Origin of the sequence: Streptomyces sp. NBC_01142 (assembly GCF_026341125.1) — a bacterium.
Lineage (GTDB): Bacteria > Actinomycetota > Actinomycetes > Streptomycetales > Streptomycetaceae > Streptomyces.
In genome coordinates this window covers 1,218,489-1,231,582 of record NZ_JAPEOR010000003.1, presented here as the reverse complement: position 1 = coordinate 1,231,582, position 13,094 = coordinate 1,218,489, and the positions used below count along the sequence as shown (strand labels likewise).

The window sequence follows — 13,094 nt, the reverse complement described above, 5'->3', positions numbered from 1 at the left end:
GGCGCGCATCGCCTCGACCCTGTCCGTACGCGGAGGCAGCGGTTCACCGCGAAGACAGGCGCCCAGGCAGGCGATGGCGTCAGCACAGAGGTACATCCTGTCGACCCGCCGCTCTTCCCAGGTTCTTGAGTCGCCAGAAGGCAAGAGAGGCATGAACAACGTGTCTTCCCGCACCCGGGTACGAAGATCAGCGTCGGGAACGCGCTGCATCAAGACTTGCACGTTCAGCACGCGCTCATGAAGCAGATGCCTCCGCGCCTCATCGTCAGGGCCAGCTCGACGAGCGTCGCGCTGAACTTCGAATAGCTCAGTCAGCACCTCCTCAATCGCCGTGGACGCACGCGCCTCCCGTTGCTCCTGACGCGCCTGAACTGCATGCTGCCGCTGAGTCATGACTGTGGACCAGATCGAAAGTGCCCCTCCGACCCCAGTGCCCACGAGGCCGAACACCGCCCCTACCCATACTGATGCGTCCATACAGGGAGCCTGACCGAGTAACGACGTTGCGAGAAGAGTCGGGTGCGAACAACCAGCGGTCTGTTCACCACCCGGGGCCACTCGGTCACGTTCCGCATCCGGATCACAGAAGTTGAGCCAGAACCACGACTCGCGATCAAAGCCAACCGCGGGTTCCCAACGGTCGGACGAGGAACACCATGGCGAGTCGGCAAATCCCCAGCAGGCAGCAAGCCCTGGACACGGGACCGCCGTTTGACCGCTGCCCTGACTGAGCGGGCACCGTGACCGTACGACGCAGCATCGCCAGAAGCGCGCTGGCCTGGACTGCCCCGGTGCGTGGACCATGGTGGAGCGCGCGCAGGCGAAACCGGTGGACGAACGACCTGACCCGTGGCAAGCACCAGCCATCGTCACAGCACCGAGCAAGGGTGGTCATCAGCCCAGTAGGGCTCCGGCAGCCTCGACACCTGAGACCACCGGGGCTCCGCACCACCCAGTCCCGGGCGGACAGCCTCCAGGATGCGGGCGTGTACTGGACAACGGTGTCTCGCCAGGCCCGTCGGCGAATACCATCAAGGCTTCCAACTCGCCGGTGTCTGCGGCCAGCTACCGGCGGAGCCAGGTGGCCACCCACTCCCCCGCATACCGGCAGTGCGCAGCCGCAGTCGGCGGCAGCCACTTCGCCGGATCCTGATCCATCTCGGACCGGTTCGTCCGCGCCGTCACCGCGACCAGCCACGTCCCCGCCCCTTAGTTCGTACCGGATGTGTGCCTCGTCCATCCCCCGCCCCAGCTCTCCGGCCCGATACGGCCGTCCGCGTAGGTGCTCTGGACGAGCGGGCTGATGTCGCCGGAGCCGCACCGGACGCTGCGGCCCGTCGTCGAGATGGGGCAGCAGCGCGGCGGCGGGGCTCAGCAGCGCGTACTTCCCGTACACGGCGCGGTGATTGACCGTTCACCTACATGTGTCCGCGGAGGGGACAGTGCCCCGGGCCTCCGGATGGCCCCGTGCGTTTGGGCGCCAGGGTCCCCGGGAGCCCGTGGCCCGGGCCGCCTTGCGGTGGCTGCCCGGGGGGCGGGGGCGCGGGTCGGTGGCGGCCCCTCCGACGGTTGTGTGTGAGGACTACGTGGTGCGGATGAGGGTCGCAAAGAACTCGCGGACGTCCTGGACCAGCAGGGTCGGCTGTTCCAGCGAGAGGAAGTTGCCGCCGTGCTCGAATTCGGTCCAGCGCACCACGTGATGGTCGCGTTCGGCGAAGCGGCGGATCGCAACGTCGGTGGGCAGGGCGACGGCCACGGCGGTCGGGACCGTGCCGGTTGCTTTCGGCGCCCAGGCGGCCGGGTCGTGCGCCATCTCGTAGTACAGGTGGGCGGATGAACCAGCGGTTGCAGTGAACCAGTAGACGCTGACGTTGGTCAGCAGGGTGTCGCGGTCAACGGCGTCCTCGGGGAGTTCGTTCGCCGGGTCCGTCCACTCCTTGAACTTCTCCACGATCCAGGCGAGCTGGCCGACCGGCGAATCGTGCAGGCCGTGAGCGACCGTGTCGGGGCGGGTCGACTGGATGATGTTGAAGCCCATCTTGTTGTCACGGAAGTCCTGCAGTCGCTGGAGCCGGGTCTGCTCGGACTCGGTGAGATCCGCGAAGTCGGCAGGGTCGTCCGACGGAAAGGTGACCAGGCCGTTCAGGTGGACACCCACTACGTGGTTGGGGGCGATCCTGCCCATCTCGCCGGCGATCCAGGCACCGCCGCCGTTGCCCTGCACGCCGTAGCGGTCGTAGCCGAGACGGGCCATGAGAGTGGTGAAGGCACCGGCGATACGGCCCGTGTTCCAGCCGGTGGAGGACAGGGGGCCGGAGAAGCCGATGCCGGGCGTGGAGGTGACAACAACGTGGAATGTCTGCGACAGAGCCTCGATGACGTCGGTGAACTGGACGAACGAGCCGGGCCAGTCATGGATCAGGAGCAGCGGGAGGGCGTCGGGAGCGGTGGAACGGACATGGGCGAAGTGGATGTCCTGACCGTCGACCGAGGTGACGTACTGCGGGAACTCGTTCAGTCGGGCCTCCGCCTTGCGCCAGTCGAAGCCATCGGCCCAGTAGGCAGCCAAGTCCTTCAGGTACGTGGCGGGGACACCGCGCTCCCAGCCGTCCGCGCCCGGAACGCCGGCGCCCCAGCGAGCGTGGGTCAGGCGGTAACGCAGGTCATCGAGTTCGGCCTGCGGGATGTCGATCCGGAAGGGGCGGATTTCGTCGCCGTCCGGGGTGGCGCCGGTGTGCGGGGCGGTCACGGCTGCGGCGTTGCTGTTGGTCTCCATGGGAAGAACTCTAGGGCGTTTATAGGAAGATTTCTTTCCTAATAAGAGGGCAGAGTGCCTGTCATGCTGGAAACGTCCGCACGCCTTCTCAAGCTCCTTTCCCTGCTCCAGTCGCCGCGCGAGTGGCCGGGCTCCGAGCTCGCCGAGCGGCTCGGGGTGAGCGGCCGGACCGTGCGCAACGACATCGAGCGGCTGCGCGAGCTGGGCTATCCGGTCGATGCGAGCCGCGGGCCTGCCGGCGGCTACCGGCTGGCCGCCGGGGCCGCGATGCCGCCGCTGCTGCTGGACGACGACGAGGCGGTCGCGGTCACCGTGGCCGTACGCACCGTGGCGCAGGGGGCGATGGCCGGGGCGGAAGAGGTGTCGCTGCGGGCACTGGCCAAGCTGGAGCAGGTGCTGCCGTCGCGGTTGCGGCGGCGGGTGCGGGCCCTGCAGCAGTACACGGCCCCGGTGCCTGCCGACCGGCCGTCCCCGGCTGTCGACACCGAGGTTCTGATGACGCTGACGGCGGCGTGCCGGGACCGTGAGCGGCTGCGCCTGTCCTACCGCGACCACGCGGGGGCGGTGACCCGCCGCCTGGTGGAGCCCCAGCGCGTCGTCAACTGGGGTCGCCGCTGGTACCTCGTGGCCTGGGATGTCGACCGTGACGACTGGCGCATCTTCCGGGTGGACCGCCTCACGCCGCATACGCCGTCGGGTCCGCGGTTCACGCCCCGGGAGGACCCCGGTGGCGACGCGGCGGTGTACGTCGCGGGCAAGGCGTCCGCTGCCGCGTGGCGGCACAGGGCCCGGGTGACGGTGCACGCCCCGGCCGCCGCCGTTCTGGAGCGGATCAATCCGGCGGTAGGAGTGGTGGAGGCGGTGGATGCCACTGTGTGTGTGCTGGACACGGGCGCCGATTCGCTGGACAGCCTCGCCGCGCACCTCGGGATGCTCGGTTACGACTTCACCGTGACCGGACCCCCGGAACTGGTCGCCCACCTGCGAGAGCTGGCGGAGCGCTATGCCAGGTCGACACCACCGCGGGACACGGCCCCGCCTGGCCGCAGCCCCGGTGCGCCCGGCGGCCGGGCCGCCCCCGGGCCGTAGAGATGCACCGGCTGCCCGCTGCGATGCGTGCAGACGGTGCCCGCCCGGCACCACTGGACGGTGTGCTGAGCAATACCCGGCACGTGGTCGGCCGGACCGGCGCCTACGGGGCCGGGCCGAGGACGCGGTCCAGGTACGGGGTGGCGAACCGCCGACCGGGTCGAGGGCGTCGCACAAGGCGGTGAAGTCGGCGCAACGCTTGGGCAAGTTGCCAAGCCGCCCGGACGGGCCTATTCGTCATTCAACGTGACCCCTCCACAGAAGTTGTGCCAGAACCCGGGTCGTGGCAGCGGTTGTTCACGGGTTTGGGATGCACTCCGATCCACGGTCGGGTGATGTTCACGAGTTTTGACAGCACCCGAGCCCGAGCCGAAGGGGAGGTCGGCCGACCTCCGCAGGTCCGCTCTCAGGGTCCCCCGCCCCACAGGCGGCGGGCTGCCGACTCAGTGGGCGAAACTGCCTCATTGCTCGTCGAGGCCGCCGTTCCGCTACACGTCGGCCATGGACTGATCGTGCACCCGCTGCTCGCGCCCCTACCCGGACTCGTCAGGACGATCGTCTTCGCCTCCCCAAGTGCCTTGGGGCCCGCCCCAAGCACGCCGCACTGGCCCACGTCCTCCTGCTCGGCCGGATCGCCGCCGGCACCCCGATCCTCGCCGAGGAAGCCGTCGAGGACGTCCTTCTCCTGCCGCGCCACCTGCTGTCCCCACAGGATCTTGGCTCTGGCCATCTCAGCCGCAGCCCGCGGCATCGCGGTGTATGCCGGCCACGACGACCTGATCCAGCGACTGCACCCTCGCCCGTCCCTGAGGGCGGTCGACACTCTGTTCGCGCCCTCGCACCCGACTGATGCCGCCAACGTATGGGTAGCAGGTCCATGACCTAACGTCACGAACGGGGTGAGAGCGTGAGGAACGAAACGCAACACGGCATCGGTGCGGCACGGCTCAGGAGGCGATGGGTGGCGCTGGCCGGCGCAACGATTCAGGCCTTGATGACGACGGCCGGGCCCGCCGGTGCGGCGACGCAGGCCAGTGAGCAGGCCCTGGCCAAACCGTGCGGGTACTCCGAGTCCGGAGGCTTCGCCTGGTACAACCACTGCACCACAGACGGATCGCGTATCCAGATTCGGCTCGACGCTGTCGGAGGTATCGACACGAACAGGTGCGTCGACCCCGGCGAGACCCGCCTGGGCTGGGCCTTCGAGTACCGCAACGCCTGGTATACCGGCAGGCTGTGCAGTTCCTGACGTGCGGTGGGTCCCGGTAAGCAACTGATGGCCAGTGTCCACCGCGCCCAACGGCGCGATGCCGGAGGGCAGATGGGCGCCGCCGGCAGCTGGACGCGCTGGTCGCGGCTGAGCGCTCTGGTCGCCGTCCTCGCCATAGGCCACCTCCGAAGCCTGATAACAGCTGGCTGGTGGGAGAACCCGTCTTGGGGGACGTCTGCCAGGGTCGTGCCGTCCCGTCCCGCTGGATGACGGCAGCCGTTGTGGGGGTGGTTTGGCCGATCGTCCACAGGTCTGGGCTCAGGCTCATCCCGGCTCGGGTGAGACGGACCTGTTCTCGTCTCCCCTCCCGGGTCGTCTCGTCGAGCTGAGCAAGTGATCTCGGTCGGGAAGTGGGGTGTCGGGCATCGCCCAAGCCCTCGAGTGTTCTTCAGGGTGGGGGCTGCCCTCAGAACCCCGTCGCACAACATGCAGGTTCTGAGGGGACTTTCACCAACGGCCACCTGCGGAAACGGGTCGGGCTCTCGGGTCTCTCGCAGAACTCTCACAGATGGTCATTGATGCGAGCGCCGCAAAGTGCCTCGGCAGGCTGCCCGTGGTGACTGGGTCGTCTACCGCGCCACCGGGGTTCCGGACTGCCTTCGGGGTGGCTGACCTGCCCAGGGCTGGGCAGGTCAGCCACCCCGGCCGCTCCAGGTGCCGCATCATGCAGCGTTCGTCCTCTTGCAATGTGGCGCGCCGCCCAGCTCCTGGTCCTGGGTGGCGCGTCGCCGGTCGGACTTGGTGAAATCCTGCGCGACGCGCAAGGACCGGACACCGACCCGGCAGCAGCGGCGCGCACGGCCACATTTGTGATCGCGAGGATCCGCGGGCTTCTGCTCGACCTCCTCGCCGCCGGTGAACGAGACCGGGTCCAGAACGTGGCCGGTAGCTTTACCGCCTCTCTCGAACAGGGCCGGCCGGCAGAGGCGCCGGGCTGCGCCGAACCGTCGGCCGCACCGGCCGGGGCTAGCCGGCCGAGGCCGATCCGGCGGCCCGGTGCGGGATTGGGCCAGGAGCCTGAAATCCGCAGCCCCGCAGAGCCGTGAAGTCTCGCGGGTCCAGACATCACCAAGCGGGATGAATAACATCAATGCGACTCCAGGAGTGAGGCCCGGACACCGGTCCAGGGACGTGCTCCCCCAGATGCGCGCGAAGCGGCCGCCCGGCCCCGGTGACATGCAAGGAGCACGATGACGCAGGTGACCCAGACGTTTCTGACCGGCGCCCAGACCATGACCCTCGCCGCGATCGCCGCCACCGCGGCGACCCCGCGCCCCTCGGGGGAGACTCAGAACGGGCATGCCCTGCGCATCGTGCGCGGTATCGGGACGCAGCTGAACGACCCCTCCATCGACACGGGTGGCGTGTGGCGGATGGTGTGGCTGGGGCTCAGCCCGGACAACGCGAACATGGCCTACATCGCCCAGACCGTCGACGGCTCGAACCAGTTCGCCGTGGTGGTCCGCGGCACGGTCGACAGTCCGATCGACACGATGGAGGACCTCGACGTCGGCACGGTGGTGCCGTTCACCGCCACCGGATCACCGGTGCCCCTGGCGGTCTCAGCCGGCGCCATGGCCGCGTTCACCCAGATCGTCAACGCACGCGGCATCACGGGAACACCCGCAGAGCAGGCGCTGGAGGGTGAGTTCGGCCGACCTGCCCTCGCCCTCCCGTCGGGCTCGACGCTCACGGCGGCACTCGCCGACCTCCTCGCGGTCGCGCCGTCCACGCCCCAGCCGGTGGTCTACGTGACCGGCCACAGCCTCGGCGGCTGCATCGCGTCCATGCTGGCCCCGTACCTCCAGGCCCAGGCCTGGGCGCCGAGCAATCCGCAGTTCGGCCTCGTCACCTTCGCCGCCCCCACCGCCGGCCTGCAGAGCTTCGCCCAATACGTCCTGAACGGGCCATGGCGCCCTTTCGCGACCTACACCAACGCTTACGACGTGGTCCCGCGGGCCTGGTCCGACCTGGACACGGCCAAGAGCTGGTACCCGGCGGACAAGGGTCCGGTGGCGAACGCGGACGTGAAGATCCTGCTGACGGAGCTCAACATGCTTCGGAAGAACAACGTCTACGTCCAGCCCGACGCCGGGCCCTCACCTCTGAATCAGGACTACGCCAAGTACGACCTGCAGCTCGTCGAGGAGACCATGGCGGATTACCTGGGCCAGGTCGCGTACCAGCACGCCAATTCCACGTACCTGACCCTGTTGGGCGGCACTCCCGTCCCTGCCGGGCCGGTGGTGGCCGCAGTGAACCCCACCGCCGGGCGGGGCGGCACGCCGGTCATCATCCACGGCACGGGATTCACCCCGGACAGTGTCATCGACTTCGGCACCATTCCCTGCACCGAGTTCACCGTTGCCCCGTCGGGAACGGTGATCACCGCCACCGCTCCTGTCGGGCTCGGCATCGTCGACGTCCGTGTCACCACCGAACTCGGTACGTCGCACTCCGTTCCGCTGGGACGGTTCGCCTACGACGGGCCAGCCCCCGTGGTGGTCAGCGCGGTCACACCGTCCCGCGGGAAGTTCGGCGACGAGGTCACCATCACGGGCTCGGGCTTCGCCAAGGGGGCCACCGTCCGGTTCAGGGACACCGCCGCGAGCACGGTCACCGTCAACAGCGCGACCGAGATCACCGCGACAGTGCCGATCCGGCTGCCCGTCCCGAAGACGGTGGACGTCACCGTGACGGTGGGCGTGGCCACATCGCCCACCGGCCCGCCCAACGAATTCACGTACGGAGGCTGAACCCGCGGACCTGCCCGCCTGCGGACCTGCCTGCCCCCGCCGCCCCCCTCATCGAGCACGTCGCTGCTGCACACCGCTCGCCGGAAGGCGAACCGACGACCGTGTGCTGCCGTCCCACGCCCGGGGGGGGCAGCCGCGGGCCGCCGCCCTCGCTCCTGGTGTCCTGAGTCGGAGATTCGTCAGTGGTGTGGTGTGAGTCGTCCTGGACCGAAGATTCCGCCGGTGGTGCTGACTGATGCCGAGCGGGAGTCGTTTCAGTCATCTGCTCTGCTCACCTCCGCCGACGCCGCGGCCTTGTCACACCGCCGCGATGCGGTCAACGCATACCGGCGCGCCGTCGAAGCCCGGCGGTGCCGCTGATCGCTGCGAGCGTCACGCCGAGTTCGGCGCCTGGTCGAGGGGGATGACGCGGGCCGTGGCGCGGGCGGTGGCGATGGCTGCCCCGTCGGAGTTGGTGAGGGTGGCTTCCAGGAAGGCGATGTCGCCTGCCCGGTGCACCACGCGCCCCTTCCCGATGATCCGGCCCGGGCGGGCGGGCCTCAGGAAGTGGGTGCTGAGTTCCAGGGTGGACTGGAACTGGTCGGGTTCGAGGGTGGCCAGGAGGGCGGGGCCGACAGTGTCGTACAGCATGGCGGCGAGGAAGGCGCCCAGCACATTGCCCGTTGGGTTGATGAAGTCCTCGGTCGCGGTGAAGGCCAGCTCGATCGTGCCGTTCTCGACGTCCGCGTCGAGGAATTCCAGCCCCAGCGTGGCCGCCGCCCGAGGCAGCGGCGCGCGCCCCTCCGCGGCATCCCAAAACGGCCCGGATCGTTCGCTCACACACCGCCCCAAGGCCGAGGTATTCACTGCTGTTCCCTCTATTCCTCCTCGCACCGTGCCGGATGCCGGCTCAGACCACGACTCACCCGAACGGCATCGAAGGGAGCCAACCGCCCGCACCACAGAAGTTGAGCCAGAACCCGAGTTCCGACAGCGATTGTTCGCCTCGTTGGGAGGCACTCGTTCGGGGCCGGAGTCGGTGTTCACGAGAATGGACAGCGGACGCAGGGATGTCGCTGTTGGAGCAGGGAGAACCTTCCTCGATGTTCCGGTCCCTGCGGGGGCGTGGAGGGCCGCCGCTGGGTCATCTCGCGGCGGCCCCCGTTGCGGCTCAGCCGAGCCGGGTCGTGGCGTACGCCTCGATGGCGTCCCGCTGGTACGCAGCCAGGCCTGGGCTTCTACGTCTGCCACCGAGGCGTAGTCGATGGACGGAAGTCACGCGGATTTCGATCCCATCGACGGGGCCAACGGGTACGCCTAGCTCAGCGTCTTCAGCGCCGCCGCGTCGTACGGCTTCAGCTCCTCGAACCGGCCCCCCAGGACCTTCGCCGCCCACTGCGGGTCCTGGAGCAGGGCGCGGCCGACGGCGACCAGGTCGAACTCGTCGCGCTCCAGGCGGTCGAGGAGGTTGTCGATGCCCCGGACCGGGGCGCCCTCGCCCATGAAGCTGTGGATGAAGTCGCCGTCGAGGCCGACCGAGCCGACGGTGATGGTGGGCCTGCCGGTGAGCTTCTTGGTCCAGCCCGCCAGGTTCAGGTCCGAGCCCTCGAACTCCGGGAGCCAGTAGCGGCGAGTGGAGGCGTGGAAGGCGTCGACGCCGGCCGCGGCGAGCGGGGTCAGGATGGCCTCCAGCTCCTCCGGGGTCTGGGCAAGCCTTGCATCGTAGGCTTCCTGCTTCCACTGCGAGTAGCGGAAGATCACCGGGAACTCGGGCGAGACGGTCTCGCGGACCGCGGCCACGATCTCGGCCGCGAACTTCGTACGGGCCACAAGGTCGCCGCCGTAGGCGTCGGTACGGCGGTTCGTCCCCGCCCACAGGAACTGGTCGAGGAGGTAGCCGTGCGCGCCGTGCAGTTCGACGCCGTCGAAGCCAATGCGCTCGGCGGCCGCGGCGGCCTCGGCGAAGGCGCCTATGACGTCGTCCAGGTCGCGCCGGGTCATCGCCCTGCCGGCGTTCTCGGTGCCGTCGACGCGGATGCCGGACGGGCCGACGGCGGGGGCGTCGGCGTAGGGCGCATCACCCTGCTTGCGCACCATGCCGATGTGCCACAGCTGCGGCACGATCGCGCCGCCCGCCGCGTGAACGGCCTCGGCGACCTTCGCCCACCCCGCCAGCTGCTCCTCACCGTGGAACCGCGGCACACGGTCACTCTGCCCGGCCGACTCGTGGCCGACGTAGGTCCCCTCAGTGACGATCAGGCCCACACCCGCGGCGACGCGACGGGCGTAGTACGACCGCACGTCCTCACCAGGGACGCCGCCCGGCGAGAACATGCGCGTCATCGGCGCCATCACGATGCGGTTCGGCACAGTCAGGCCGTTCAGCACGACGGGCCGGGACAGGATCTCGGCCGCGCGGGAGGCGGAGGACGTAGTGATGGCCATGGGGTGCTCCTTGGAAGCATCAGTAGATATGTGCAACGTGCATTGAATGCGTGCAGGGGTCGACGTCCGGGCGGTCACGGCATTCCGCCTGTCCGGCGAGCTGCCCTGTGGTCCCGGACACCGCCGCCTACTGCGCCGCGGGGTGCGCCAGCGCCATGTCGAAGCCGTCCGTACCGCGACCCTCGACGGCCAGCGTCGACGCCACGGGCGGGTAGCCGCTGGCGATGAGCGAGTACTCGCCCGCGGTCAGATCGGTGAAGGCGTACGCGCCGTCGGCGTCCGTGATGGTGGTCCGCACCACGTTCCCGGCGGCGTCCACCAGCGTCAGCCGGGCATCGGGCAGCCGGCGGCCGCCCTCCCCGGCGCGTACGGTGCCCCGCACCTGCAGACCGGCCGGTCCTGTGGCGCGGGGGAGCTTGATGCCGTACGCGACCGGAGTGGCCGCCGCCATGGCCGTGGCGGCCTGCGGCTGATGGCCGTCGGCGACTGTGATCAGGACGTACGGGCCACTGGTGGGGGCGTCCAGCGCATACCGGCCGTCGGGTTGGGAGACCGTGCGGCCCACCTGCTGTCCATCCGGCGAGACAAGAGTGAGGGCGGCACCGCCCAGCACCTCGCCGTCGGCGTCCCGCACCAGGCCGTGGAACCCGGCCCCGGCCTGAACCGCATCGGCCTGGACCGCAGGCTCCGTAACCGGATCAGCAACGGCCGTCTCCACGGCCGGAGTTGACGAGGTGCCCGTGCTTGCCTTGCCCGCCTCGACAACCCGGGGGCCGTGCTGTCCGCGCAGGCCGAGCCAGCTGATCACCGCGACCAGCGCGAAGGCGACGGCCCCGATACCGAAGGTGAGGGTGAACCCTGATTCGGCGGGCAGCGGCGGAACGCCCGCCGGCAGGTGCTCGATGGTCTTGGACGCCAGGATCGTGGTGACGATGGCGCTGCCGATCGCGCTGCCGGTGGAGCGGGAGATGGAGTTGATGCCGTTGGCGATGCCGCTTTGGTGGTGCGGGACGCTCGCCATGATGATGGCGGGCATGGCGGCGTAGCCGAAGCTGACGGCCGCGCCGGTCATGAGGCCGGCTCCGATCACCGAGGCGGTGTGGGCGTGGTCGAGGGCCAGCCAGCCGAAGCCGACGGCCCCGAATGCCGCGGCCATGCCGAGCACGAACCGGGGGCCGCGGTGGCGCACCAGCCGGCCGCCGATGGGCGAGGCGAGCAGGGAGACGATCGCGCCGGGCAGCAGGAACTGGACGGATGCGCGCAGGATGGACGCGTCGAAGCCGAAGCCGGTGAGCGCCTCGGGCATCTGCACGAGGTAGGACACGCCCAGGAAGTTCGCGAACATGCCGAAGCCGACGAGGATGCCGGCGAGGTTGGCCATGAGGACCGGGCGATGGATGAACATCCGCATGTCGACGAGGGGCTCGCGGACCTTGAGCTCGGTCAAGACCCAGACCACGGTCATGACGGCCGCGCCGGCGAAGGTGCCCAGCGTGCGGCCTGAGGTCCAGCCCCACTCGTGGCCTTGGGAGATCGGCAGCAGGAGCAGCAGCAGGGCGATACCGAGGGTGAGGGCGCCGAGGAAGTCGGTGCGTCCGCCAGTCTTGTGCCGGGTCGCGGGGACCAGGAAGACGACGGCGAGCAGGGCAAGGGCCGCAAAGCCGGTCGCCATCCAGAAGGCGTTGCGGTAGTCGGCGTCGGCGCCGGAGGTGAGCAGGCCCGTTGCGACGAGTGCGAGCCCGCTGCCGAACGCGAGGGTGCCGCTGACCAGGGCCATGGCGCCGGGCAGCTTCTGCGGCCGGACCTCTTCACGCAGGACGGAAAGGGCCAGCGGGAAGATCGCGGTGGCGGCACCCTGGAGCACCCGGCCCAGGATCAGCAGCGGCAGCGAGCTCGCGACCGCGGCGATGACGGAGCCCGCGACCATGACGACGAGCACGGCCACCAGGGTGGGCTTCTTGCCGTGCTGGTCGCCGAAGCGGCCGAGCAGCGGGGTGAAGACGGCGGCGGACAGCAGGGTGGCGGTGGTCACCCAGCTGACGTTGGCGGTCGAGGTGCCGAGGTCGCCCTGGATCAGGCCCAGGATCGGGACGGGCAGGGTCTGCATCATCGACACGACCATGGCGGCAAGGCTCAGGGCGAAGACGATGACCGTCTCGTTCCGTTGCCCGGCGGCGGGGGCGGATGCGGCGTGGCTCATGGCTGGCGGGACCTTCTCAATGCTTCAGATCGTAGATGTTTGATGACATCAAGCACTTCGCCAGACGGTAGACCTCAATAGTTAAGGTAGTCAAGTAAACAATTGATGATGTGAAGCAAATTGAGTACGCTCCAGCCATGAGCGCCACCGCCCCGCAGGCACCCACGAAGCTCCAGCTGCTGGAACTGCTCGCCGCCATCGGCGCCGCCCAGTGGCGCGATTTCGCGGCCACCGCCGCCCATCATGGCCTCACCTCCGTGCAGGCCAAGGTCCTCGCCCAGCTCGACGGCCCGCTGCCGATGCGCGGCCTCGCCGCCCTGCTGGTGTGCGACGCGTCGAACGTCACGGGGATCGTGGACCGCCTGGAGGCCCGCGAGCTGGTCCGCCGTGAAGCCGACCCCGCGGACCGCCGGGTGAAGAACGTCGTCGCGACCGACGCGGGCCGCGAGATCATCCGCTGCGTGCGCGAGGAGATGCAGGAGACGCACGGTGCCCTCGACGTCCTGGACGAAGCCGAGAGCGCGATGCTCTACGCCCTGCTGGAACGCTTGCGATCGACGATGGAGAAGGACGCCTGAC

General features: G+C 69.5%; 9 protein-coding genes and 3 pseudogenes. 6 read left to right on the top strand and 6 right to left on the bottom strand.

All coding sequences use genetic code 11. The annotated features are described in order from the left end of the window. Positions 1-1,068: 1,068 nt before the first annotated feature. Positions 1,069-1,194, bottom strand: a pseudogene (locus tag OG883_RS39730) (HNH endonuclease); the annotation flags it as partial. A gap of 388 nt (positions 1,195-1,582) precedes the next feature. Next, a complete protein-coding gene (locus tag OG883_RS39725) occupies positions 1,583-2,776 on the bottom strand; it encodes an epoxide hydrolase family protein (RefSeq protein ID WP_266551885.1) in 1,194 nt (397 codons plus the stop codon). Between the two features lie 63 nt (positions 2,777-2,839). On the opposite strand from OG883_RS39725, the gene OG883_RS39720 reads away from it, so the two are divergent. From OG883_RS39720 to OG883_RS39700, 5 genes and pseudogenes are all read left to right on the top strand, one after another. Then, on the top strand, positions 2,840-3,865 hold the full coding sequence (locus OG883_RS39720; RefSeq protein WP_266551883.1) for a YafY family protein: 1,026 nt from the start codon (positions 2,840-2,842) through the stop codon (positions 3,863-3,865). 601 nt (positions 3,866-4,466) lie between these two features. Continuing rightward, positions 4,467-4,565, top strand: a pseudogene (locus tag OG883_RS39715) (repressor LexA); the annotation flags it as partial. Between the two features lie 207 nt (positions 4,566-4,772). Continuing rightward, the gene (locus tag OG883_RS39710) at positions 4,773-5,114 is read left to right on the top strand and encodes a DUF6355 family natural product biosynthesis protein (RefSeq protein ID WP_266551881.1); all 342 of its coding nucleotides are present in this window, start codon (positions 4,773-4,775) and stop codon (positions 5,112-5,114) included. Positions 5,115-5,821: 707 nt separating this feature from the next. After that, positions 5,822-6,181 (top strand): hypothetical protein, encoded by a 360-nt coding sequence (locus OG883_RS39705; protein ID WP_266551879.1) that lies wholly within the window; start codon positions 5,822-5,824, stop codon positions 6,179-6,181. 144 nt (positions 6,182-6,325) lie between these two features. Next, on the top strand, positions 6,326-7,891 hold the full coding sequence (locus OG883_RS39700) for an IPT/TIG domain-containing protein (protein ID WP_266551877.1): 1,566 nt from the start codon (positions 6,326-6,328) through the stop codon (positions 7,889-7,891). Between the two features lie 372 nt (positions 7,892-8,263). Here OG883_RS39700 and OG883_RS39695 read toward each other — a convergent pair whose 3' ends face one another. The 4 genes and pseudogenes from OG883_RS39695 to OG883_RS39680 all read right to left on the bottom strand — a co-directional run. Next, positions 8,264-8,710, bottom strand: coding sequence for a PaaI family thioesterase (locus OG883_RS39695; protein WP_266551875.1), 447 nt, complete (start codon positions 8,708-8,710; stop codon positions 8,264-8,266). A 477-nt stretch (positions 8,711-9,187) separates the two neighbouring features. Next, a complete protein-coding gene (locus tag OG883_RS39690) occupies positions 9,188-10,315 on the bottom strand; it encodes an NADH:flavin oxidoreductase (RefSeq protein ID WP_266551873.1) in 1,128 nt (375 codons plus the stop codon). A gap of 127 nt (positions 10,316-10,442) precedes the next feature. Beyond that, complete coding sequence (locus OG883_RS39685; protein ID WP_266553240.1) at positions 10,443-10,949, bottom strand: collagen binding domain-containing protein; 507 nt, start codon at positions 10,947-10,949, stop codon at positions 10,443-10,445. Between the two features lie 78 nt (positions 10,950-11,027). Beyond that, positions 11,028-12,515: pseudogene (locus OG883_RS39680) on the bottom strand (MFS transporter); the annotation flags it as partial. Between the two features lie 137 nt (positions 12,516-12,652). Between OG883_RS39680 and OG883_RS39675 the strand changes: the two are divergent. Next, complete coding sequence (locus OG883_RS39675; RefSeq protein WP_266551871.1) at positions 12,653-13,093, top strand: MarR family winged helix-turn-helix transcriptional regulator; 441 nt, start codon at positions 12,653-12,655, stop codon at positions 13,091-13,093. Position 13,094 lies beyond the last annotated feature (1 nt).